The 23,506-nt window shown below is 60.6% G+C and carries 22 protein-coding genes; 12 read left to right on the top strand and 10 right to left on the bottom strand.

Translation table 11 applies throughout. From position 1 onward, the window contains the following. Nucleotides 1–95 precede the first annotated feature (95 nt). Entirely contained in the window at nucleotides 96–2,012 is a 1,917-nt protein-coding gene (locus tag WA943_RS06820; protein ID WP_424469107.1) for an ABC-F family ATP-binding cassette domain-containing protein, read from the top strand. Between the two features lie 225 nt (nucleotides 2,013–2,237). On the opposite strand, the gene WA943_RS06815 is transcribed toward WA943_RS06820, so the two are convergent. The 3 genes from WA943_RS06815 to WA943_RS06805 form a co-directional block, all read right to left on the bottom strand. Further along, nucleotides 2,238–3,158, bottom strand: a complete 921-nt coding sequence (locus WA943_RS06815; RefSeq protein WP_424469106.1) for an MBL fold metallo-hydrolase — start codon at nucleotides 3,156–3,158, stop codon at nucleotides 2,238–2,240. A gap of 109 nt (nucleotides 3,159–3,267) precedes the next feature. Next, complete coding sequence (locus tag WA943_RS06810; RefSeq protein ID WP_424469105.1) at nucleotides 3,268–3,717, bottom strand: DNA polymerase III subunit chi; 450 nt, start codon at nucleotides 3,715–3,717, stop codon at nucleotides 3,268–3,270. 143 nt (nucleotides 3,718–3,860) lie between these two features. Further along, on the bottom strand, nucleotides 3,861–5,348 hold the full coding sequence (locus tag WA943_RS06805; RefSeq protein WP_424469104.1) for a leucyl aminopeptidase: 1,488 nt from the start codon (nucleotides 5,346–5,348) through the stop codon (nucleotides 3,861–3,863). A 237-nt stretch (nucleotides 5,349–5,585) separates the two neighbouring features. On the opposite strand from WA943_RS06805, the gene lptF reads away from it, so the two are divergent. The 8 genes from lptF (at nucleotide 5,586) to WA943_RS06765 (ending at nucleotide 15,623) form a co-directional block, all read left to right on the top strand. Beyond that, nucleotides 5,586–6,752, top strand: coding sequence for an LPS export ABC transporter permease LptF (gene lptF / locus WA943_RS06800; RefSeq protein WP_424469103.1), 1,167 nt, complete (start codon nucleotides 5,586–5,588; stop codon nucleotides 6,750–6,752). Next, nucleotides 6,749–7,852 (top strand): LPS export ABC transporter permease LptG, encoded by a 1,104-nt coding sequence (gene lptG, locus WA943_RS06795; RefSeq protein WP_424469102.1) that lies wholly within the window; start codon nucleotides 6,749–6,751, stop codon nucleotides 7,850–7,852. Before lptF ends, lptG begins: the two co-directional genes overlap by 4 nt. 67 nt (nucleotides 7,853–7,919) lie before the next feature. Continuing rightward, on the top strand, nucleotides 7,920–10,313 hold the full coding sequence (locus WA943_RS06790) for an LPS-assembly protein LptD (protein ID WP_424469101.1): 2,394 nt from the start codon (nucleotides 7,920–7,922) through the stop codon (nucleotides 10,311–10,313). Nucleotides 10,314–10,466: 153 nt separating this feature from the next. Beyond that, nucleotides 10,467–11,804 (top strand): peptidylprolyl isomerase, encoded by a 1,338-nt coding sequence (locus WA943_RS06785; RefSeq protein ID WP_424469100.1) that lies wholly within the window; start codon nucleotides 10,467–10,469, stop codon nucleotides 11,802–11,804. A 37-nt stretch (nucleotides 11,805–11,841) separates the two neighbouring features. Then, a complete protein-coding gene (gene pdxA, locus WA943_RS06780) occupies nucleotides 11,842–12,858 on the top strand; it encodes a 4-hydroxythreonine-4-phosphate dehydrogenase PdxA (RefSeq protein ID WP_424469099.1) in 1,017 nt (338 codons plus the stop codon). Continuing rightward, complete coding sequence (gene rsmA, locus WA943_RS06775; protein WP_424469098.1) at nucleotides 12,855–13,694, top strand: 16S rRNA (adenine(1518)-N(6)/adenine(1519)-N(6))-dimethyltransferase RsmA; 840 nt, start codon at nucleotides 12,855–12,857, stop codon at nucleotides 13,692–13,694. Before pdxA ends, rsmA begins: the two co-directional genes overlap by 4 nt. Before the next feature lie 121 nt (nucleotides 13,695–13,815). Beyond that, complete coding sequence (locus tag WA943_RS06770) at nucleotides 13,816–14,862, top strand: alcohol dehydrogenase (protein WP_424469097.1); 1,047 nt, start codon at nucleotides 13,816–13,818, stop codon at nucleotides 14,860–14,862. A gap of 209 nt (nucleotides 14,863–15,071) precedes the next feature. After that, nucleotides 15,072–15,623 carry a Spy/CpxP family protein refolding chaperone gene (locus WA943_RS06765; protein WP_424469096.1) on the top strand — a complete coding sequence of 184 codons (552 nt, stop codon included), beginning with the start codon at nucleotides 15,072–15,074 and terminating at the stop codon, nucleotides 15,621–15,623. Between the two features lie 3 nt (nucleotides 15,624–15,626). Here the strand turns inward: WA943_RS06765 and gmk are convergent, their stop codons facing one another. The 7 genes from gmk to fabD form a co-directional block, all read right to left on the bottom strand. Beyond that, entirely contained in the window at nucleotides 15,627–16,268 is a 642-nt protein-coding gene (gene gmk, locus WA943_RS06760; protein ID WP_424469108.1) for a guanylate kinase, read from the bottom strand. Continuing rightward, entirely contained in the window at nucleotides 16,258–17,145 is an 888-nt protein-coding gene (locus WA943_RS06755; RefSeq protein WP_424469095.1) for a YicC/YloC family endoribonuclease, read from the bottom strand. Before WA943_RS06755 ends, gmk begins: the two co-directional genes overlap by 11 nt. 59 nt (nucleotides 17,146–17,204) lie before the next feature. Next, nucleotides 17,205–18,347, bottom strand: coding sequence for an endolytic transglycosylase MltG (mltG, locus tag WA943_RS06750; protein ID WP_424469094.1), 1,143 nt, complete (start codon nucleotides 18,345–18,347; stop codon nucleotides 17,205–17,207). Beyond that, nucleotides 18,348–19,601: a beta-ketoacyl-ACP synthase II gene (gene fabF / locus WA943_RS06745; protein ID WP_424469093.1), complete on the bottom strand. Its 1,254-nt coding sequence runs from the start codon at nucleotides 19,599–19,601 to the stop codon at nucleotides 18,348–18,350. Nucleotides 19,602–19,724: 123 nt separating this feature from the next. Then, nucleotides 19,725–19,964 (bottom strand): acyl carrier protein, encoded by a 240-nt coding sequence (locus WA943_RS06740; protein ID WP_293553457.1) that lies wholly within the window; start codon nucleotides 19,962–19,964, stop codon nucleotides 19,725–19,727. A gap of 257 nt (nucleotides 19,965–20,221) precedes the next feature. Continuing rightward, nucleotides 20,222–20,959 carry a 3-oxoacyl-[acyl-carrier-protein] reductase gene (gene fabG, locus WA943_RS06735; RefSeq protein ID WP_424469092.1) on the bottom strand — a complete coding sequence of 246 codons (738 nt, stop codon included), beginning with the start codon at nucleotides 20,957–20,959 and terminating at the stop codon, nucleotides 20,222–20,224. A 9-nt stretch (nucleotides 20,960–20,968) separates the two neighbouring features. Next, the gene (fabD, locus tag WA943_RS06730) at nucleotides 20,969–21,910 is read right to left on the bottom strand and encodes an ACP S-malonyltransferase (RefSeq protein ID WP_424469091.1); all 942 of its coding nucleotides are present in this window, start codon (nucleotides 21,908–21,910) and stop codon (nucleotides 20,969–20,971) included. A gap of 332 nt (nucleotides 21,911–22,242) precedes the next feature. On the opposite strand from fabD, the gene rpsF reads away from it, so the two are divergent. The 3 genes from rpsF to rplI form a co-directional block, all read left to right on the top strand. Continuing rightward, nucleotides 22,243–22,713, top strand: a complete 471-nt coding sequence (rpsF, locus tag WA943_RS06725) for a 30S ribosomal protein S6 (protein WP_424469090.1) — start codon at nucleotides 22,243–22,245, stop codon at nucleotides 22,711–22,713. Continuing rightward, complete coding sequence (gene rpsR, locus WA943_RS06720) at nucleotides 22,713–22,958, top strand: 30S ribosomal protein S18 (protein WP_424469089.1); 246 nt, start codon at nucleotides 22,713–22,715, stop codon at nucleotides 22,956–22,958. Before rpsF ends, rpsR begins: the two co-directional genes overlap by 1 nt. A 23-nt stretch (nucleotides 22,959–22,981) precedes the next feature. Next, a partial coding sequence (gene rplI, locus WA943_RS06715; RefSeq protein ID WP_424469088.1) for a 50S ribosomal protein L9 occupies nucleotides 22,982–23,506 on the top strand: 525 nt, incomplete at its 3' end.

Below are 23,506 nucleotides of genomic sequence, written 5' to 3'. Positions count from 1 at the left end.
CATTTCGGAGCTTCCTAAAAAATAAGGTTAGAGATTTGGCCGGGTTATAGCCGGGCTTAATGACGGCGGCAACGGGCTGTGTTAGGAACCGCCCCATGCTGCACATTAACGATCTCACATTCCGTATGGAGGGCCGCCTCCTCCTTGACCATGTCACCGCCGCGATACCGCCGGGGCAGAAGGTGGGCTTTGTCGGCCGCAATGGCACCGGCAAGTCCACCCTGCTCAAGATAATCACTGGCGAGTATCAGACAGAGACGGGGGGCACCAGTTTCCCGAAAAACTGGCGGGTCGGCATGGTTCGGCAGGAAGCCCCTGCCGGCCCGATCACGTTGCTCGACACGGTGCTGGCCGCCGATCTGGAGCGCGCCTCCCTGCTGGCCGAGGCCGAGCATGCGACGGATGCGCATCGGATTGCGGAAATCCACACACGCCTGTCCGACATGGGCGCCCATGCCGCGCCTGCGCGGGCGGCCTCGATTCTCGCGGGTCTGGGCTTTGACGAAGTAGCGCAAGCCCGCCCCTGCTCCGATTTTTCGGGCGGTTGGCGCATGCGCGTCGCGCTCGCGGCTGTGCTCTTTTCAGAGCCGGACCTCCTGCTGCTCGACGAACCGACCAACTATCTCGACCTTGAAGGCACGATCTGGCTTGAGGATTACCTGCGGAGCTATCCCTTCACCGTCCTCATCGTCAGCCATGACCGCGACCTGCTGAACAATGTGGCGGAAGGCATTCTGCATCTGGAGCACAAGAAGCTCACCTTCTACAGCGGCAACTACGACCGCTTCGACCGCACGCGCCGCGAAAAGCTGCTGCTGCAAATGTCGATGAAGAAGAAGCAGGAAGATGCGCGCCGCCACATGGAGAGCTTCGTCGAGCGCTTCAAGGCGAAGGCGTCCAAGGCCCGTCAGGCACAGAGCCGCATGAAGGCGCTCGCCAAGATGGAGCCTATTGCCGACATATTGAACGAGCGCGTGATGCCCTTCCGCTTCCCCGCGCCGGACAAGCCTCTGGCCTCGCCAATCATCCGGCTGGAACATGCGTCTGTCGGCTACGAACCGGACAAGCCGGTGCTCAGCAATCTCGATCTGCGCATCGACCAGGACGACCGCATCGCCCTTCTCGGCGCGAACGGCAATGGCAAATCCACTTTCGCCAAGCTGCTCTGCGACCGTCTGCAGGTGACGAGCGGCAACAAGTATGATTCCAAGAAGCTGCGCATCGCCTATTTCGCGCAGCACCAGCTCGATGAATTGAGCATGGGCGATACGCCTTATGAGCATTTCCGCGAGTTGATGCCGACAGGAACGCAGGCGCAGGTGCGCGCCGTTGCGGGCTCATACGGCTTTGGTTCGGACAAGGCGGATACGCCGGTGGAAAAACTCTCCGGCGGTGAAAAAGCGCGCCTGCTTTTTGCCGTGGCCACCTACCACAAGCCGCACATGATCATCCTCGACGAACCGACGAACCATCTGGACGTCGATAGCCGCGAGGCGCTGGTCATGGCGATCAACGACTATGACGGCGCATTCATTCTGATCAGCCATGATCGACATCTGGTCGAGACATGCGCCGACCGGCTTTGGATCGTCGCGGACGGCACCGTCAAATCCTATGACGGCGACCTCGATGATTATCGCAAGTGGCTGCTCGATCCGGCGCGTCGTGTGCGCCCGCTCGCCGCTGAAGATATGGCCGAGGAAGGCGCAGAACCTGCAGCACCCCGCCCTTCAAACGACAAGAAGGAAGCGCGCCGCATTGCCGCCCAGAAGCGCGAACAATTCGCCCCGCTGAAGAAGAAGGCGCAAGCTGCCGAAAAGGAAGTCGAGCGTCTGCAGGGCGAAGTCGCAAAGCTTGACGCGCTTCTCGGCGATGCCGCTGCCTTCCAGGGCAAGCCCGACGACGCCTCGCGTGTCGCCAAGGCTCGCGCCGACGCGCTGCGTGCGCTCGCCAAAGCCGAAGAGTCATGGCTTGAAGCGAGCACCGCTTACGACGAGGCGATGGCGAGCTAGACTTGCCCCGTCATGCCGGACTTGATCCAGCATCCATCTACCGTACGGCACCGTCGTGAAGATGGACCCCGGGTCAAGCCCGGGGTGACGGGTGTGGGCAGGGCAATGAGAGACGGGACAGCTTTCCCTCATCGTCATGCCGGACTTGATCCGGCATCCATCTGCCGTACTGCATCGCCGTGAAGATGGACCCCGGATCGAACCCAGGGCGACAGTGAGTGGCAGTCACTCGAAGCCTTTCAGCAATACGTGGCTTTCGACCAGCGCATCGACGACCTTGCCGTCATGGCCCGGTACGATGGCAAGCTTCGGCTCGGCTTCGTGCAGGCGCGCGAGTTCCTTCAACTGGCCGAAAACGGCGTGGCGGTCTTCCTTCAGCATGAATTGCGTCACGAGGCGGGCGCGTTCGCGCTGGGTTTCGATGTTGCGGAACTGCCATGCCACGTCGCCGATGAAGAGGACCTCGGAGCCATCGACCTTCTTCACATAGACCATCTGGCTGCCCGGCGAATGGCCCGGCGATTTAATGAGCACAATGCCCGGCGCTACGGCGACATATTTGTCGTAGGCGAGCGGCTTGTAGCCATCGAGCATGCCCTTGGCGAGGGCCGCCGGCAGCGAGCGTTCGGGGTGATCGACCTGCTCCTGCGTCAGCTCCGTTGACGGAAGAATTTTCGCAACATCGGGATATTCGGTAAGGCCCCCGATATGGTCCATATGCTCATGCGTAACGACGATGAGTTTGGCCTTGCCGAGCGCATGTTCCATGCGCGCATATGCTTCTTTGTCGAATGAAGCGAGATCGCTTCCGCCCAGCTTGTCGTCGAGTGCCGTGTCGATGATAGCAGTCGAGCCATCGGGAAAAACAAGCTCATAAGAAAAGACCGGAACGTCACGCATCGACCATCCGTCGCCCGCGACGATGGCCGTGGCCGGGAAGCTGAAAGCCGCAACCCTCTCGACGTGGATAGCCAGCGTCTTGTCGCCGGGCTTTTCGTCCGCCAGTCGGCGAACCTCGTTCATGTCGATGGAGAAAGCAGCGTCCGAAGGCACATGACTTTCGACGATGAGCCAATAGTAAGCGCCGCCACCAATGATGACGATTGCCGCCAGCACAATCAGTGTGATGCGTTTCCAGGTCGCCATAAGCTCATTCCCTTGTTTGATCCGATGATGGCGCGATATGAACGCGCCCCAGCCGAAACTCAATCAACGAAATCTTATACCGACTCTGTGATTTGCGTTCAGAGGGGATTTACGCCTTCTTTTCCCAGCGTCCCTCGTCGCTTTGCTGCCAATAGGTGGCATCGTGCCCGGCGCCTTTCAGCGCCTTCCAATGTTCGCGCGCGCGCCCGAGCGCCTGCTCGTTGCGGCCGTCAAACATCAGCACACAGCGTTCATAACCAGCGAGGTCGCCCGGCTCGGCACCGTCAACGAGGAAGACGACCTGCGCGGCATTGGGGTTTTCGTCCACCACCGTCAGAAATATTGGGTGGGCTTCGGCGGGGCCGTCATCCCGCGTGCCATGGGGGAGAAAGCTGTCGTCGCGATAGGTCCAGAGCGAATTGACGAGCGCTTCCATACGCTCGGCATCACCGACCTTGACGACGACACGCCAATCGCGGGCGAGCGAGCGCTCGAGCAATTGCGGCAGCACCTGCTCGAGCGGGGCGTTCTGAAGATGGTAAAACAGAACCTCGGTCATAGCACTGGCTTCGTCCTTCCGGTGGCCTCGCCCCTCGAGACGGGCGCTTGCGCACCCTCCTCAGGGTGAGGGTCTTATATCTAATCCTCATCCCGAGGAGCGGCGAAGCCACGTATCGAAGGATATTGCGATTTCAGCGCTGCTTATCCCTCGTAATTGTCCGCAACCAGACGGTTCAGAAGGCGCACACCCCAACCCGAACCCCAGGAATGGTTGATCGCCGTCTGCGGCGATGCCATGGCAGTCCCCGCTATGTCGAGATGCGCCCATTTCGTGTCTTTCACGAAACGCTGAAGGAACTGCGCCGCGGTGATCGAGCCGCCATCGCGACCGCCGGTGTTTTTCATGTCGGCAAATTGCGAATTGATCTGCTTGTCGTAAGCCGGACCCATCGGCATCCGCCAGACCTTCTCATGTTCGGCCTCGCCAGCATCAGACAATTGCTTCGACAATTTGTCGTCGTTGGAGAAGAGGCCCGCATATTCCTTGCCGAGCGCAATCATGATCGCGCCCGTCAGCGTCGCAAGATCGACGATGAATTTCGGCTGGAAGCGCTTCTCCGTGTAGTGAAGCGCATCGGCCAGCACGAGGCGGCCTTCGGCATCGGTATTGATGATCTCAATGGTCTGGCCGGACATCGAGGTCACGATGTCGCCCGGACGCTGCGCATTGCCGTCCGGCATGTTCTCGACAACGCCGATAACGCCGACCGCATTGACCTTTGCCTTGCGTGCAGCAAGCGCATGCATCAGGCCGGTGACGCAAGCCGCGCCGCCCATGTCGCCCTTCATGTCTTCCATACCTGCGGGCGGCTTCAATGAAATGCCACCCGTGTCGAAGCAAACGCCCTTGCCGACGAAGGCAACGGGCTTGTCGCCCACCTTGCCGCCGTTCCAGCGCATGACGACGAGCTGGCTTTCGCGCACGCTGCCCTGGCCGACGCCGAGCAGCGAGCCCATGCCGAGCTTCTTCATCTGCGCTTCGCCCAGCACCTCGACCTTGACGCCAACCTTGGTCAATGCCTTTGCGCGCTTTGCAAACTCAGCGGGGAAAAGGACATTCGGCGGCTCGTTGACGAGATCGCGCGTGAGGAACATGCCATCGGCGATCTTCTCAAGCGTCGAATAGCTCTTGCGCGCAACAGTTGCCGCTTTCGTCGCGACGGAGAGCGTCTTCAGCGCGGTGGTCTCGTCTTTCTTCTTGGTCTTGTATTTGTCGAAGCGATAGGAGCGCAGCTTCGCACCAAAGGCCACCCGTGCGGCGGCATCGCCTGCGGAAAGTTTCCCAGACTGGATACCGTCGACGATGATCGAGGCTGCTGTTTCCTTGGCGCGCTCCAGCCGACCGACCAGTTCGCCGCCCACAGTCTCAAGAGTGTTTGCGGATATGTCGGCAAGCTTGCCGACGCCGAGAAGGAGAATGCGGCTCGCTGCCACGCCATGCGGCGCGAGCAATTCGAGGACGCTGCCGGACTTGCCCGAGAAGCTCGATGCCTTCATCGCTCGCTTGATGGCGCCACCTGTCTTGCGGTCCAGCTCGGCGGCACTCCCGGCAAGCGTTGTACCTTCAGCGACTACAAGTGCCAGTGCACCCGATTTGCCGAGCGATATATCAGCGAAAGAAATGTTCATAAGTGGCCCTTCTCGTGCTTCTCTCAGATGCCTGAACGGGAAACGAATCGGCACAGGCCGCTCGGGCCCGATAAGGCGTCCGGCTTTTCCGGCTCGTCAAAATGGGATAACCATTCATATTCTCGACCTGGAGGGCTTATCCTATCGGAAACGCCTGAAAGGAAAAGCCATCTCGATCCGAAAACCGGGGCGCCAGCGCCTCTTCGCCCTGCCCCGAACCCCTGAAAGCCGGACCGGATGTTCATTGTCCTGACGCGCTACATCTTTAGACAAGCTGCCGGGCCGTTTCTGATGGCGACGGGCGTATTGACCGGCATCATCTGGCTGACCCAGGCGCTGAAGATGCTCGACGTGCTCATCACGCAAGGGCAGACGCTCGGAACCTTCTTCGAGATGAGCCTTTTGGCGCTGCCAAGCGCCGTCAACACCGTGTTGCCGATCGCGCTGTTTTGCGCCCTGCTCTATGCGCTCAACAAGCTCATCTCGGATAGCGAACTGATCGTCATGTTCTCGGCCGGCATCAGCCGATGGGCCATCGCATTTCCGGTGATGCTGCTCACCGCCCTCACGGTCATCGTCGTTATCGTGCTCAACGTCTATTTGATGCCCGCAGGCATGCGCGAGTTGCGCTCCAAGCTTTTCGAGATCCGCGGCGACATCGCAACATCGTTGGTCCGCGAAGGCGCGTTCACGAATCCTGTCTCCGGCCTCACCGTCTATGTCCGCTCCAGAACGCCGGAAGGCGGCATTCGCGGTATCCTCGTTCATGATGAGCGCGTCCCGGGGCAGCCCGTGACCTATATGGCGGAGACCGGCGAACTCGTCCGCGCGCCTGAAGGCGCGCGCCTCGTCATGTATAATGGCAATATCGAACGCGTTTCGCGCACGACGCAGAAGAACCAAAGCCCGGTCTCGCTCCTCTATTTCGACAAATACACCTACGACCTGTCGCAATACAGTGCCGCACATCAGGTGACGGAATATGAGGCTCGCGAGCGCTATCTCGGCGAATTGTTCAATCCGGCGAGTAATGATTTTTACGGTCAGCAGTTCAAGCACCGCCTCAGAGCAGAAGGCCATGATCGCCTCGTGGCGGCGCTCTATCCGATCATGTTCGTGATGATCGCATTGGCCAGCCTGTTGCCCGCACCGTTCAACCGGCGCGGCTACACAATGCGCATCGCGCTTGGCGCGGCCGCAGCCGTCATCGCTCGCGTCATCGGCTTTGGCCTCATCAACTTTGCGGCGACACAACCGGCTGCGATCCCGCTCATCTATCTGTTGCCTCTCAGTATTTGCGGCGTCTGCGCGGCTCTTGTTTCAGGGATGACGTTCGAGCGCATGCGGCGGCAGGTTGCGTCCTGGCTGGGCATCAAACCGACTATCCGCAGGGCCCGGGGATGAACACAGTCAATCTCTCATGGACGCTTTCGCGCTATCTCGGGCGCCAGTTCTTCATGACGGTGCTCGTCACCTTCAGCATTTTCCTTTGCCTCATCTACATGATCGACCTCGTGGAGTTGATGCGCCGGGCATCCGGTCAGGGAAACATGTCGTTCGGCGTTCTCGCCTCGATGGCCCTTCTCAATCTGCCGACTGTCGGCAGCGACACGCTTCCCTTTGCCGTCTTGTTCGGCGGCATGGCGGCGTTCCTTCGCTTCACGCGCAATCATGAACTCGTCGTTGCGCGCGCTGCCGGGGTTTCGGTCTGGCAGTTCATGCTGCCGGCGCTTGCCGTCACCTTCATCGTCGGGACGGTCATGGTCGCCGTCTACAATCCGGTGGCCTCGGCCATGTCGGCGCAATATGGGCAACTTGAAGCGAAATATCTGCGCGGGCAGACGAGCCTGCTTGCCGTATCTTCAAATGGGTTGTGGTTGCGGCAAGCCGATACCGACGGGCAATCCGTGGTTCACGCGCTCAGGGTCAGCGAACTCGGCTTGAAACTCGAAGACGTGACCATCTTCCTTTACGACACGAGCGACACCTTCTCCGGGCGCATCGATGCGCGCACAGCGTCGCTGGAAGACGGCTATTGGGATTTGCGCGAAGTCTGGATCAGCCGCCTCAACGACCAACCTCGGCGCTATGACGAGTATCGTCAGCCGACGACGCTCACGCTGACCAAGGTGCAGGAAAGCTTCGCGGACCCGGATACGATTTCCTTCTGGGACCTGCCGCGCTTCATCGATATGGCGGAAGCGGCGGGATTTTCGGCCAAGCGCTACAGGCTCCATTTCTACGATCTGCTGGCAACGCCGCTCCTGCTTTGCACCATGGTGCTGGTTGGCGCCGTCTTCTCGCTTCGCACCTCGCGCTTGGGCGGACTGGTCCAACTGGTCCTTGGCGGCGTTTTTGCGGGGTTTTTGCTCTATTTCCTCAGCGACTTGTCATTGGCGCTGGGCTTGTCCGGCGTGCTGCCGCCCTTCCTTGCCGCCTGGTCGCCAGCTATTGTGGCAATGCTTTTGGGACTTGCGGTTCTGTTCCACCTTGAAGATGGTTAGAAGTCGTCACAAGGCAGGCGGGTGGATTCGCGGCATACGCGAATAAGACGAAAAGGCGGGATATATTTTGAAGAAGGCATCGAGGATGGGCTCAGGCCGCCGCGTGATAGCGCTTGCCGCGACGGCTATCGCACATGTTCTCCTCGCCACGGGCTCGCCGGCGCAAGCCGCCGCGCAGACCGCCCCCATCGCCGCCACCTCCCCTGTGCGTGTCGTCGCGCCCGGCACACATGACAAGTCGAAGACCTATCCGGAATCCGGCGAAGTCCTCATGCAGGCGGACGACCTCGTCTATGATCGCGACAGCCAGATCGTGACAGCGACGGGACATGTCGAGATCGCCTATGACGGTCGCATTCTGATGGCCGACAAGGTCACTTACGATCAGAAGACCGATGTGGTGACCGCAGACGGTAATGTATCGCTGCTCGAGACCTCGGGCGAAGTCGCCTTTGCCGATCACGTCGTCTTGCGCAACAAGATGAAGGATGGTGTCGTTCAAACGCTGTCCGTGCTGATGACCGATAAATCGCGGCTCGCGGGCCATGACGCAGTACGTACAAACGGCACCGTCACGACAATGCATCGCGGCGTCTACAGTCCTTGCAAAATATGCAAGAAAGAAGGCCAGGACACGCCGCTCTGGCAGATCAAGGCGTTCCGCGTCATCCATAATTCGGAGACGAAACGGATCATCTATGAAGATGCCTTCATGGAAATATTCGGCGTTCCGGTCGCCTATCTGCCTTTCTTCTCGCATCCCGATCCGACAGTGAAGCGGCAGTCCGGCTTTCTGGTGCCCGAGATTGCAAGCTCGACGGACCTCGGCCAGGAAGTAACGGTGCCTTATTATTGGGTCATCAAACCCAATATGGACGCGACAATCGCGCCGCGCTTCACGACGCAGGAAGGCATCGTCTATCAGGGCGAATTCCGGCACCGCATTGAACAGGGTCAGTACCAGTTCTATGGAACGGGCACCTGGCCCAGAACGAAAACACTCGGAACGCCGGGTGAGGCCAGCTTCCGCGGCAGCCTGTTCGGCGACGGCGCATTCAAGCTCAACCCCGAATGGGATTGGGGCTTTCAGGCGCAGCTCGTTTCGGACAATACCTATCTGCGCCGCTATGGCTTGTCGGACACTACCGACCTGACCAACAACATCTATCTGAACAATTTTGACGGTCGCAACAGCCTGACGGCCAATGCCTATTACTTCCGCAACCTTCTGCAGACGACCAACCGTGATAACACGCCCTGGGTCGCACCAATCGTCGATTTCAAGCATGACTTCGGCGATCTTCTCGGCGATGGCCGCCTGACGTTCAACGGCAATGCCATGCTCCTCGGCACGCCAGCGGGGCTCGATTCCCGACGTCTTTCAGGCACGCTGGACTGGGAAAAGCCCTTCACATCGCGCGGCGGCCAGGTCTATCGCTTCTTTGCCAGCCTGCGCGGCGACGTCTACATGACGGATAAAGCGCCAAACAGTAATATGCCGGGTACAACCTACGGCGCAGAAACGATCACGCGCGCCCTGCCGACAGCCGGCGTCGAAGTCAGCTACCCGTTCGTCAACTCCGCCGGTTCATTCAGGCAGGTTATCGAGCCGATCGGCCAGGTCATTTATGCGCCCTCTATCGGCAACAATGATCGCATCCCCAATCAGGATTCGATCAGCATGGAATTTGACGATACCAACCTCTTTTCCGAAAATCGTTTCCCCGGTCTCGATCGTTGGGAAACGGGCGCGCGCGCCAGCGTCGGTGTTCGCTATTCGATCTATGGTGCCGATGGCGCACAGGCGAGCGTTCTGCTCGGTCAAAGCTATCGCCTGAAAGAAGATGACAGCTTTTCAGCAGCAACCGGCTTGCGCGACCAGCGTTCGGACTATGTCGGCGCCATACAGGTCGCACCGAACAACAATTTGTTCGTGGTTCACCGCTTCCGCATCGATCAAAAGAATTTCAAGTTCAGCCGCAATGAATTCGATGTGATCGCGAAGACCGGGCCTTTGTCCACGCAGCTCGGCTATGCCTATTTTGCGCAAGATCCGTCGCTGCTGACGGCCCCCGGGTCGCGCGAACAAGTGAATCTCGGCTCGGTTCTCAAGCTCAGCGAATATTGGCGCGTGTTCGGCAGCACGACGCGCGATCTGACGAATAGGTTCACAGTCTCCAATCAGATCGGTGTCGGCTATCAAGATGATTGTTTCGGCCTTGCCATCGGCATGTATCAGTCGAACATCAATTATCAGGACATCCAGAAGACCAACACTTTCCTCGTCCAGATTACCTTCAAGAACCTCGGCACAACGGGGGTCGGGGCTGGGGCGAACAGTTCTTCGTCCAACATTGCAGCCGGCGTCATCAACCCCGGTTCGTCGGTCTTCGGCAATCCAGACACATCGCTGTTCGGCGATCCGGCGGGCTGGATGTATGGCGGCTCGCTGCGCCGGTAAGCTGAAACCGGAAATCGCGGTTCGGGAGCCCAAGTTCCTGAAACTTGCGGCCTTTTGACACCCGTCCTTGGTTGATTAGAGCCTCGATTGCAGTATTCTGTGCGCCTCAGGCCGGGGGCGTCCAGGCCTAACGGGAGCGTCCGGCGTATCATCATGAAGTCAGAAAAGCTCGCGTGCTCGTACACGCCTGCCAGTGAAAATTTGTTTCGGCGCTTCGCGATTCGGATCGGAGCCGGGCTTGCTTTCATTTGCCTGTCCGCCGTTTTCGCGGCTGGAACGGTCCAAGCGGAAGAGGCCACGGAAAGCGCGCAGGGCATCGCGGCCGTCGTCAACGACCAGATCGTTTCCCGCTACGACCTTGAGCAACGCGTAAAGCTCATCATGGTGACTTCGGGCATCCCGAATACGCCTGAAAACGTCAGCCGCATAGAAGGACAAGTCTTGCGCGGCCTCGTGGATGAAGCCTTGGAGAGGCAGGAAGCCAAGCGGCTTGAAATCAAAGTCGAGCAGACTGAAATCGACAAGCAGCTTGAAGGCATCGCCAAGCGGGCGGGCATGTCGATGGAACAGATCGACGCCTTCCTCAAGGAAAACGACGTTTCGAAGTCTTCGCTGGTCAACCAGATTTATGCGGATATCGCCTGGAACAAGGTCGTTGGTCAGCAGTTCGGGCCGCTTGTCACGGTTGGCGAACAGGAAATCGACGAGATCCTGAAGCGCCTGAAAGACGAGGCCGACCAGCCGCGTTATCTCGTTTCGGAAATTTTGCTGACCTTCGACACACCAGCTCAGGAGCAGGAAATTCTCGGTGGCGCGCATCGCCTCGCCGACCAGATCCGCCAGGGCGCACCCTTCCCTGCCGTTGCGCAGCAGTTCAGCCAGTCGCCAAGCGCCGCCAATGGCGGCGATATCGGCTGGGTGCATTTGAGCCAGCTGCCGCGCGATGTTGCGCCCGTCGTCGAGCAAATGGGTATCGGCGCGACATCCGATCCGATCAAGACGCTCAACGGCCTCTACATCGTTCAGTTGCGCAACAAGCAGTCAGGCCTCGGCGCCGATCCGATGCAGGATGAATGGACGCTGGCGCATGTCCTGTTGCCCCTTTCGCCGGACGCGCCGCCTGCCCTGGTCGAACGTCGCGCGGCCGAGGCCATGAAATTCGCTCAGGAATTCAAATCCTGCGACGATCTGAACACTCAGGTTAAAGCCTATGTCGGCGGCGTCGCACAGGCACCGCGAACCGTGACGTTCGGCAAGCTCGATCAGCGCCTGCAGGAGGCCCTGTCCAAGAGCAAGCCGGGTGGCGTGACACCGCCGATTCGCAGCAATCAAGGCATGGAAATGGTCGCCATTTGCGGCCACAAGGCCGTCAATGCGGAAATGCCGACGCGCGAGGCCATCGAGGACAATCTCTATGCGCAGCAATTGTCGATGATGGCGCGGCGGTATCTGCGCGACTTGCGGCGCGACGCCGTCGTCGAGATGCGTTGAGGCGGAGCCGAAACAAGCCGGCATCCAGGTGGACGCCATGACAAGCCTGAAAAGAAGCCCGCCGCCGCTGGCGCTTACCATGGGTGAGCCGGCAGGCGTCGGGCCGGAAATCACGCTGAAGACGTGGATGGCACGCGAGCGCGAGACTGTGCCTGCCTTCTTTGTCGTCGGCGCCCCTGACCTCTATCAAACACTGGCCGCCGCTCTGGGGCTTGATATCCCCATACGTGTCATCTCCGACGCGTCGGAGGCCGCAGGCGTTTTCGCGACGGCCCTGCCCATATTGGCGATCGAGCTTGGAGCGCCCGTGAAGCCCGGCGCGCTCTCTCCGGCCAATGCACGCGCGGTCATGCATTCCATCGACATTGCCTGCGATCTTGCGCTGTTGGGCGCGGCGTCGGGCCTTGTGACCAATCCCATTCACAAGCGTGCGCTTTACGAAGCGGGTCTCCGAGTCCCCGGGCATACCGAATATCTGGCCGAGCGCACGGGCGGCGCGACACCTGTGATGATGCTTTCCTGCCCCGGCCTGCGTGTTGTCCCCGTCACGGTTCACGAGCCGCTGAAGTCGGTTGCCACATCGCTCACCACCGCCATGATCGTCGAGAAAGGCATCATCCTTGCCCGCGCGCTCAAGCGCGATCTGGGGATTTCCAAGCCGCGCATGGCCGTCGCCGGGCTCAACCCGCATGCGGGCGAGGAAGGTCATATCGGTCGCGAAGAAATCGAGATCATCGTTCCGGCCATCGAGGCGATCCGGCGTGAAGGCGTCGAAGTTTCAGGCCCCTTGCCGCCCGACACCATGTTCCATGCGGGCGCGCGGGCACGCTATGACGCGGCGCTGTGCATGTATCACGATCAGGCATTGATCCCGATAAAGACCATCGACTTCGAGCGTGGCGTCAACACGACGCTTGGCCTGCCCATCGTGCGCACATCGCCCGATCACGGGACGGCGCTCGACATTGCCGGACGCGGCCTCGCCAATCCCTTCAGCCTCATCGAGGCGCTTCGCCTCGCACATGAAATTGCGGCGAACCGCGCACAAGCATGACAGATGGACTTCCTCCGCTACGCGATGTGATCGCACGTCATGGGCTCGCTGCGCAAAAGGCGCTTGGGCAGAACTTTCTGCTCGACCTCAATCTGACAGGCCGCATCGCGCGAGCAGCCGGATCGCTTGTCGATCATGAGATCGTCGAGGTTGGACCCGGCCCCGGCGGGCTGACGCGCGCTCTGCTGATGGAAGGTGCAAAGCATGTAACCGTCATCGAGCGTGACAAACGCTGCCTGCCCGCACTGGAAGAAATATCCGCTGCCTATCCGGGGCGGCTGACGATCATTGAGGGCGACGCGCTCGAAACAGATATGGGCGCATTGGTAAGCGGTCCGGCGCGCATCGTCGCCAACCTGCCCTACAATATCGCGACGCCGCTGCTGATCGGCTGGTTGCAAAATGACAGATGGCCGCCCTGGTATTCCAGCTTGACGCTGATGTTCCAGAAGGAAGTCGCCGAGCGCATCGTCGCCGTGCCCGGTGGGAAAGCATATGGACGGCTTGCCGTCGCCGCGCAGTGGCGGTGTCGGGCACGCATGCTGTTCGATATCGACCGGCGCGCGTTCACGCCGCCGCCCTCCATCACCTCGACCGTCGTTGAACTGATTCCGATGGCCGAACCGCTCGCGCCTGCCGATCCGCGCGCGCTCGAAGTCGTTGTCGCAGCCGCATTCGGGCAGCGCCGCAAGATGCTGCGGTCGAGCCTCAAATCTCTGGGTGTCGACCCTGCCCCCCTTCTCGAGACAGCGGGGATCGACGGCACAAGGCGGGCCGAGGAACTGACCGTGCAGGAATTCTGCGCAATCGCCCGGGCCTTCAAGTGCGACACCTGAGCGCCCTTTAGAGCCTCTCCGCCCGAGCCTTTTACATTGGCCGTCCAGTCGGCCTGTGCGACATTGTCCGCAAATCCGGCGGCGTGAAGACCGTGTAGTTCATATACGAGGAGGTTTCCCAATGAAGTCCCAGGCCATTACAGATTACGGCCAGCCGTTGCAGAGCATCGAGAGCGAGACACCAGCGCCGCAAGGCACCGAGGTTCTGCTCAAGGTCACGCATTGCGGCGTCTGCCACTCGGACGTGCATATCCATGACGGTCATTTCGACATGGGCGGCGGCAACAAGCTCGACGTTCGCGCCGGTCGCAAACTGCCCTTCACGCTCGGCCATGAAATCGAGGGCGAAGTCATCGCCGTCGGCCCCGACGCCAAAGACGTCAAGGTCGGTGATCTGCGCGTGGCCTTTCCGTGGATCGGTTGCGGCGAATGCCCGACCTGCAAGCGCGGCGAAGAACAGCTTTGCAACAAGCCGCGCAATCTCGGCATTCAGGTTGCCGGTGGCTATGCGACCCATGTGATCGTGCCGCATCCACGCTACCTCATTGATTATACCGGCGTGCCCAAAGGTCTCGCTGCGACCTATATGTGCTCCGGCCTCACCGCCTATGGCGCGATGAAGAAGCTCGATGTCAGCGATGAAGAGCGCGTGCTCGTCGTCGGCCTCGGCGGCGTCGGCATGATGGGCCTTCAGTTCGCCAAAGCGATGTTCAAGCAGGCCCCTCTCGGCGCCGATGTGGACGAGAACAAGCTGCAGTCGGCCAAGGGCGCAGGCGCGCACGAGGTCTACAATCCGAAAGATCCGGAAGCGCTGAAGAAGCTTCTCGCCGACACGAATGGCGGCGTTCCGGCGGCGGTCGATTTCGTCGGCTCGGAAGCCTCGCTGCAATTCGCACTCGGCTCGGTGCGCAAGGGCGGTCAGGTCGTCGTGGTTGGCCTCTTCGGCGGCGGCTTTGCAATGCCGATCCCGCTCTTCCCGATGCGTGCGATTTCCATCGGCGGCTCCTACGTGGGTTCGCTCGGCGAAACGCTCGAAATGATGGAACTGGTGAAGGCAGGCAAGATCGACCCGATCCCGGTCGAAGAGCGTCCGCTTGAAGCAGCGTCGAAGTCGCTCGACGATCTGCGCAAGGGCGGCGTCATGGGCCGCGTCGTTCTGAAGCCCTGAAAACTCTACTGCGCTTGATCTCCTTCAATGCGCGCTGAAAACTCCGCTCCATGCTGAACCTCAAATTCGGCATGGAGCGTCCCGGCCTGTTTCGCACCGCAATCGACAGCGCCCGAGTTTTCAAGTCCCCCGCCCGCTCTTGATCCATATCAATGACCGTCACCCGATGACGGTAAAAGATGGCTTTTCTCATATTTGAGGAGAAGAGCATGAATATCCGCGCATCAGCCCTTATCGGCCTGCTGGCATTATTTTGCGTCACCGCTGTCGCTGCTGAAGAACCTAAAAGCCCACAGCCCGGCTTCTGGTCGGGAATGATGGGCCAAGGCTGGGGAAACGGCATGATGGGCCGCGGCCAGGGCTATGGCCCCGGGATGATGAGGCAAGGCTATGACGGCGGCCCCATGGGCGGCTGCGGCATGATGGGTGGCGGCTCCAACAGCTATGTCGACGGCCGCATCGCCTTTCTGGAGGCGGAACTCAAGATAACGGCTGCGCAGAAAGCGGCATGGACTGAATATGCGGATGCCCTACGAAGCAATTCTCAGATCATGGCCAGCATGCACAAACAGATGGCCGAGGCGTTCCGCAAGGATGAACGCTCCGCAATGAAGTTCCTCGATTTCCATATCCAGGCCATGAAGTCGAGGATTGCGGCGCTCGAGGCTCTGAAGCCCGCGACCGAGGCGCTTTATAAGGTGCTGACGGAGGAGCAGCGGAAAAAGGCGGACGATCTTATCCCCGTCATGGGCTGCATGTAGCGCCTACAACGTCTCTCGCATCTGCTTCACGAAATTGGAAAGCCCCGTCAGCCGGTGTCGCTTGAGGCGCTCGGCCACGAGGATTGCACGAAGCTCGCCCAGGCTTTTCTCAATATTCTCGTTGATGATGATGTAGTCGTATTCCTGATAGTGGCTGATCTCGTCCGACGCTTTCGCCATGCGGGCGGCGACGACATCGGCGGGGTCTTGTGCGCGGCGATTGAGGCGCTTTTCGAGATCCTGCGCCGAGGGCGGCAGGATGAAGACCTTGACGATATCCTCGTGGCGCGCTTCTTCGAGCTGCTGCGTGCCTTGCCAGTCGATATCGAAGAGAACGTCGTGGCCATTTGCGAGCGCGTCCATCACCGGTTTTGAGGGCGTGCCGTAATAGTTGCCGAAGACCTTGGCGTGTTCGAGGAACTCGCCCTTGTTGCGCATAATGCCAAAATCTTCAGTGCTCAGAAAATAATAGTCCTTGCCATGCGTCTCGCCGGGGCGCGGGGCACGGGTGGTTGCCGATACGGACATGGTTATCTCGCTGTCGCTCTCGAGCAGCGCCCGCGACAGCGTTGTCTTGCCCGCGCCCGAGGGCGAGGAAAGTACCAGCATGAGGCCCCGACGACCCACGTGCTTGTCATTCGACATTTTGAATTTGCTCACGCAATTGATCGATCACGGCTTTCAGTTCAAGGCCGATACGGGTCAGGCTGACGTCCGCCGCCTTGGAGCAAAGCGTGTTCGCCTCGCGGTTGAATTCCTGGGTCAAAAAATCCAGCCTGCGGCCCGCAGGCTCGCTCCCTGCGAAAAGCTCACGCGCCTGGGCGACATGCGCACTCAGGCGGTCGATCTCTTCGCGCACATCGGCCTTCGTCGCCAACAGCGCCGCCTCTTGCGCAAGACGCTCTTCGGAGAGAGCGGGCGATGCGCCGAGCAATTCGGCGATCTGTGCCTTCAAGCGTGCGCGCATTGCATCGACGCCTGCAGACGGCGACGCCGCTGCCTGAGCGGTCAGCCGTTCGATCGTGTTTACCTGCTCGGTCAGGATCGTTTCGAGCTTCGCGCCCTCTTCGCTACGAGCGCGAGCGAGCGACGCAGCCGCCTCGCCGAACGAAGCGATCAGTTCTTGCTCAAAGCCCGCGCGGTCTTCCTCGACCTCTTCGGTTTCGACGGATTCGAGCACGCCGCGAAGTGCGAGGATACCTTCCGGGCGCGGCGGCATCAGCTCGATACGCTCGCCAAGGCTCTTCATCGCCGCGACGACGACGGCAAGCGCATCCTCGTTGACGCGCAAGGGTGCTGCGGCCTTCACGCGGTCGAGCGACAGGGACGCCTGTACATTGCCGCGCTTCAAGTGCCGCGCCATTTCCTCGCGCAGACGCGCCTCGATGGTCTCAAAACCGGAGGGCAAGCGGAAACGGACGTCTAGCCCCTTGCCGTTGACGCTTCTGAGCTCCCAGTGCCAGCGCGCGACGGCATTGTCGCCATCTGCGCGGGCAAAGCCTGTCATGCTGGTAAGCGGCATCGGCGGAACCTTCCGAGAATCACAATGGAGCTGATGGGCAGTATAGCAAGGCGACGGGACTAGCCGCCCCCGGGCCTTTTCGGTGCTGCGATGGGTGTTGCTGGCGCTTTTGCGGGCGAGGTCTTTGCGGGTGCCGTTTCGGCGGGCTTTTCCGGCTGTTTAACTTGCTGGCGCTCGATCTTGCGCCAGTTGCCGACATTGCGCTGATGCCCCGCCAGAGACGGCGCAAAGGCGTGGCCGCCCGTTCCATCGGCGACGAAATAGAGATCGTCGGTCGCGGGCGGGTTCAGCACCGCTTCGATCGAGGCGCGGCCCGGATTGCAAATCGGCGTCGGGGGCAAACCATCGATCTGGTAGGTGTTGTACGGCGTCGGGCGATAGATCTCGCTGCGGCGAATAGGCCGCCCAAGCGGCCCTGCTCCACGCGTGATGCCATAAACGATTGTCGGGTCGGACTGAAGTCGCATCGGCAGGCGCAGCCGATTGACGAAGACGGCGGCAACCCTCGGTCGTTCTGCGGCAAGCCCCGTCTCCTTTTCGACAATGGAGGCGAGGATCAGCGCTTCGTTCGGCGTGGAGAAAGGCAGGCCCGCAGCACGCTTGGGCCAGAGTTCGGTCATCAATGCTGTCGCGGATTTCTGCATGCGCGAGACAATACCGACCCGCGTCGTGCCCCTGAGGAAATTGTAGGTCTCGGGCAGCAATGCACCTTCGGGAGGCAGTAACGGCATGTCGCCGGTCAGCACAGGATCTGCCTTGACGATCTCCATGGCTTGCTGGCTCGTCAGGCCCTCAGGGATCGTGATCCGGTGGACGATCGACTTTCCCTCTCTCAGCACACGAACAATATCGGCCATGCTCGCATAAGCCGCAATTTCATATTCGCCGGCTTTGAGCGATCCGGCCGCGCCGGTGAGGCGAACGGCCGTGCGGAAAATCAGCGGGTCATCGATGGCGCCGGCGGCGTGCAGCCGGTCAGTGATGGCGGTGAGGCCGATACCGGGCTGCAACCAGACGATTGTCGGTTCAGCCAGCGACCCTCTGGCCTCGTAACGCGACTTGCCATAGAGAAACACGCCCCCCGCGACAAGCGCCACGAGGCTCGGCAAAACAACTGATATGAAAAGCAGGGCGCGGAGAAACCGCCGCCGCTTGGGCGCTTGCGCAGGCTGTGACCCCGGCGTTTCGCCCTCGTCGCTCAATCAGTTGACCTTCTTCATCACCAGCGACGCATTGGTGCCGCCGAAACCGAAGGAGTTCGACAGGGCGTAATTGACCTCTTTGGCGCGCGCCTTGAGCGGCACCAGGTCCATCTCCGTTTCGACCGACGGATTGTCGAGGTTGAGCGTCGGCGGAAGCATGCTGTCGCGCATGGCGAGCAGGCAGAAAATTGCTTCGACCGCGCCCGCCGCGCCGAGAAGATGGCCGATGGAGGATTTGGTCGAGGACATCGAGACAGTGCCGACCGCATTGCCAAGCAGGCGCGACACGGCGCCAAGCTCGATCGTGTCAGCCATGGTCGAGGTGCCGTGGGCGTTCACGTAATCGATATCCGACGGGGAGATGCCTGCACGCTTCAGCGCAGCCTGCATCGAGCGGAAACCGCCATCGCCATCTTCGGCGGGCGCGGTGATGTGATAGGCGTCGCCCGAGAGGCCATAGCCCACGATCTCGCCATAGATCTTCGCGCCGCGCGCCTTGGCGTGCTCGTATTCTTCAAGCACGACGACGCCTGCGCCTTCGCCCATGACGAAACCGTCGCGATCCTTGTCGTAAGGACGCGAGGCGCGCTCGGGCGTGTCGTTATAGGAGGTGGAAAGCGCGCGGCAAGCGGCAAAGCCTGCAATGCCGATGCGGCAGATGGCCGATTCAGCGCCGCCCGCGACCATGACATCCGCGTCGTCGAGCGCGATCAAGCGCGCTGCGTCGCCGATGGCGTGAGCGCCTGTCGAGCAGGCCGTCACGACCGAATGGTTCGGGCCCTTGAGCCCGTGGCGGATCGAGACATAGCCCGATGCGAGATTGATGAGGCGACCAGTAATGAAGAACGGGCTGACGCGACGCGGGCCTTTTTCATGAAGGATCAGCGCGGTTTCGGCGATGCCTTCAAGGCCGCCGATGCCGGAGCCGATCATGGTGCCGGAGCGGCACTTTTCTTCTTCGGTGGAAGGGTGCCAACCGGCGTCGTTGAGCGCCTGTGTTGCAGCAGCCATCGCAAAGACGATGAAATCGTCGACGCGCTTGGATTCCTTGGGGTCCATCCAGTCGTCCTGGATGAATGCGCCCTCGCCTTCGCGCGGCACAGGGCAAGCGATTTTTGCGGGGAGATCCGAGACGTCGAATTTTTCGATCGTGCGCGCGCCGGATTCGCCTTTGAGAATCCGCGACCACGTCGTTTCAACGTTGCCGCCGAGCGGCGAGACCATGCCAAGTCCAGTGACGACTACCCGTCTCATTTAGCTCCAACCTCACCCAGATACTCTTGAGAGTCGTTCAGGCGGAAACAGAGCCCCGAGCCGACGCCACGAGCCTCGTGTTCCGCCGCGGGGCGCAGATCATCCGCGCCCCGCCAGCCGAAATCAGGCCTTCGCGTTCGCTTTGACGAACTCGATTGCGTCTTTGACAGTCAGAATTTTCTCGGCTGCGTCATCAGGGATTTCCACGCCGAATTCTTCCTCGAACGCCATGACGAGTTCGACGTTGTCGAGGCTGTCCGCACCGAGATCATCGATGAAGCTCGCATTTTCAGTCACCTTGTCGGCATCGACGCCGAGGTGCTCGACCACGATCTTCTTCAGGCGTTCTCCGATATCACTCATTTTAAGTCCTCAGATCCTTGGTTTGTGACCGGCATCACGTTCTTTCCCCATGCCTTCGGCGTCGAAGAAACAACGTGATCGAATTCGGCGGAAAGACTGCCCTTCTTCTGGCCCATTTCAAGTCAGGACCGCAAGCCAAATCGAGGGCCTAGTTAACACAGTTTTGCATCCCCTGCCAGCAGATGCAAAGCATCGAAATACGCGACTACACGACTGAATCCAATAGCAATTTCTCGACAGAACAGAACCTGTGAGGCTCAGATCATCGCCATGCCGCCATTTACGTGGATCGTCTGACCGGTCACATAAGCGGCTTCTTCGCTCGAAAGAAAGACAACGGCGGCGGCAATTTCGCTCGCTTCGCCGAGTCGCCCTGCCGGAATCGTGCCCATGATGCGGCCCTTCTGATCGTCCGTCAGCGCGTCCGTCATCGCACTGCGAATGAAGCCGGGCGCGACGCAATTTGCCGTGATATTGCGGCTCGCGACTTCCTGCGCCAGCGACTTCGTCATGCCGATCATGCCGGCCTTGGACGCGGCATAATTGCCCTGCCCCGGATTACCCATGACGCCGACGACCGAAGTGATTCCAATGATGCGGCCCCAGCGGCGTTTCATCATGCCGCGCAAGCTCGCGCGCGAAAGGCGGAAGCCTGCCGTGAGGTTGACGCGGATGACTTCATCCCATTCGTCATCCTTCATCCGCATGAAGAGATTGTCGCGGGTGAGGCCCGCATTGTTGACGAGAATGTCGAGCCCGCCCATCGCCTCTTCAGCCTGCTTGGGCAGCGCGTCGACGGCGGCGCCGTCGGAGAGATTGCAGGGCAGCACATGGGTGCGGGCGCCCAGTTCGGCGGCCAGCGCATCGAGCGCTTCCTTGCGCGTGCCCGACAGAGCAACAGTCGCGCCCTGCGCATGAAGCGCCCGGGCGATGTCGGAGCCGATGCCGCCTGAAGCGCCGGTGACCAGCGCCGATTTTCCTGTGAGGTCGAACATGAGGGCTCCTTAAAGCGTCTTGATAAAGGCTTCGACGTCGGCGGCAGTGCCGATGGAAAGGGTTTCGGCTTCCTTGGCGATGCGCTTCACCATGCCGGTCAACGCCTTGCCCGCGCCGACTTCGACGAAGCTCGTAACGCCCTGCGCTTCCATATAGAGAACGCTTTCGCGCCAGCGCACCATGCCGGTGACCTGCTCGACAAGAAGTTCGCGAATGGTCGCGGGATCGGCAACGCGCGAGGCGGTGACGTTTGCCACAAGCGGAATGGCGGGTGTTTTCAGATCGACCTGCGAAAGCGCTTCCGCCATTTCTTCGGCGGCGGGCTTCATCAGCGAGCAATGGAAAGGCGCACTGACAGGCAACAACATGCTGCGCTTTGCGCCCTTCGTCTTGGCGATTTCAATGGCGCGCTCAACCGCTGCCTTGGTGCCTGAGATCACGACCTGACCGCCGCCATTGTCATTGGCCGCCGTGCAGACGTCGCCCTGCGCGGCTTCCTTCGCCACTTCGGCCGCCGCCTCGAATTCGAGGCCCAGAAGTGCCGCCATCGCGCCCTGACCGACCGGCACAGCGCGCTGCATGGCAAGGCCACGCCGCTTCAGGAGGCGAGCCGTATCCGCAATCGTCAGCGAGCCTGCGGCGGCGAGCGCCGAATATTCACCGAGCGAATGACCGGCAACGAAGGCCGCCTTGTCGGCAAGGCTGAAGCCGCCTTCCCTTTCCAAGGTGCGCACAACCGCGAGGCTAACGGCCATGATGGCGGGCTGGGCGTTTTCCGTCAGGGTCAGGTCTTCCTGAGGGCCTTCCCACATCAGTTTGGAGAGGTCCTGGCCCAAGGCCTCGTTTACCTCTTCAAAGACCTCGCGCGCGGAGGCGAAAGCCTCGGCCAGCTCGCGGCCCATGCCGACCGCCTGCGATCCCTGCCCCGGAAAGGTAAAAGCCCTGCTCATCGACGCTCCCTGACGTTATTCTCCAGACTCTTCGTGGTCCGGAAGTTGCCCAACAAATACAGTCTGATAAAGCTGAGTCAAGTTGGCGGGCATTTGGCGTTTCGGGCCCAGTTACCACCGCTTCCGCTATTGCTTATTGGGTCCATTTCCTTATATTGCGCCACTTCTGAAGGCCTTGGTTGGAGGCTGAACGGAACGTCGCGCCTTTTCGGGTTCGACAGGGCTAGAAGCCCGGGTTCCGGTGTCTCCGCTTCTTTGGTAGTCCTTTCGAGCCTTTTTCGGGGCTCAAAGGGGGCTTTGCGCCAGGGCTGGACATAAAAGGAAAAGGCTCAATGGCTCTATACGAGCATATTCTCATTGCGCGACAGGACGTGTCGCAGCAACAGGTCGAGGCGCTCATCGAGCAGCTTACGACGATCATCAAGGACAATGGCGGCTCCGTCGCAAAGAACGAATATTGGGGTCTTCGTAACCTCTCGTTCAAAGTGAAGAAGAACCGCAAGGGTCATTACGCACTCATGAACATCGACGCGCCGCATGCGGCGGTTGCCGAGATGGAGCGCCAGATGAGCCTGAACGAAGACGTTCTGCGCTTCCTCACCATCCGCGTCGAAGAGCATGAAGAAGGCCAGTCGGCCATGCTTCAGAATCGTGGCGGCGGACGCGAAGAGCGCGGCGGTGGACGCGGCGGCGACCGCTTTGACCGTGGCGATCGCCCGCGCAGCGGCGGCTTCGATCGTGACCGTGGAGATCGTCCGCGGTTCCCGCGTGGTGACGACGCTTCTGCAGGAGACAACGCATAATGAACACCACAGCTTCTCCCGCGCGCCGGCCCTTCTTCCGCCGCCGCAAGACGTGCCCCTTCTCCGGTGCGAACGCTCCGAAGATCGATCACAAGGACATCAAGCTCCTGCAGCGCTACATCTCCGAGCGCGGCAAGATCGTGCCGAGCCGCATCACTGCGGTCAGCGCCAAAAAGCAGCGTGAACTTGCCCGCGCCATCAAGCGCGCGCGCTTTCTCGCGCTCCTGCCCTACGTCATCGGCTGAGCCCGGAAAAAGGAAAGAGACTCATGCAAGTCGTACTTCTGGAACGGGTCGAGAAACTCGGCCAAATGGGTGAAGTCGTACAGGTGAAGGACGGGTTCGCCCGTAATTTCCTGCTGCCGCGCAAGAAAGCGCTGCGTGCGACGAAGGAAAACCTGGTTCGCTTCGAAGCGCAGCGCGCGCAGCTCGAAGCCCGTAACCTCGAGCTTCGCAGCGAAGCCGAAAAGGTTCAGGTCAAGCTCAACGATCTCGTGATCGTCGTGTTGCGTCAGGCTGGCGATACGGGCCAGCTCTATGGTTCGGTCACCACCCGCGATATCGCCGATGGCGTCACCACGGGCGGTTTCTCGGTCAACCGTAATCAGGTTGCCCTTGAGCACCCGATCAAGACGATTGGCCTTCACAAGGTGCGCGTCGCCCTTCACCCCGAAGTCATTTCGACGGTGACGGTCAATGTCGCGCGCTCGGAAGAAGAAGCCACGCGTCAGGCCTCCGGCGAAGACCTCACGCGTCGCGATCGCGACGAGGACGAGGAAATCGAAGCCGCTGAG

This window comes from Parvibaculum sp., from assembly GCF_049651025.1.
Taxonomy (GTDB): Bacteria; Pseudomonadota; Alphaproteobacteria; order Parvibaculales; family Parvibaculaceae; genus Parvibaculum.
This window is presented reverse-complemented; position numbering and strand designations above follow the sequence as displayed.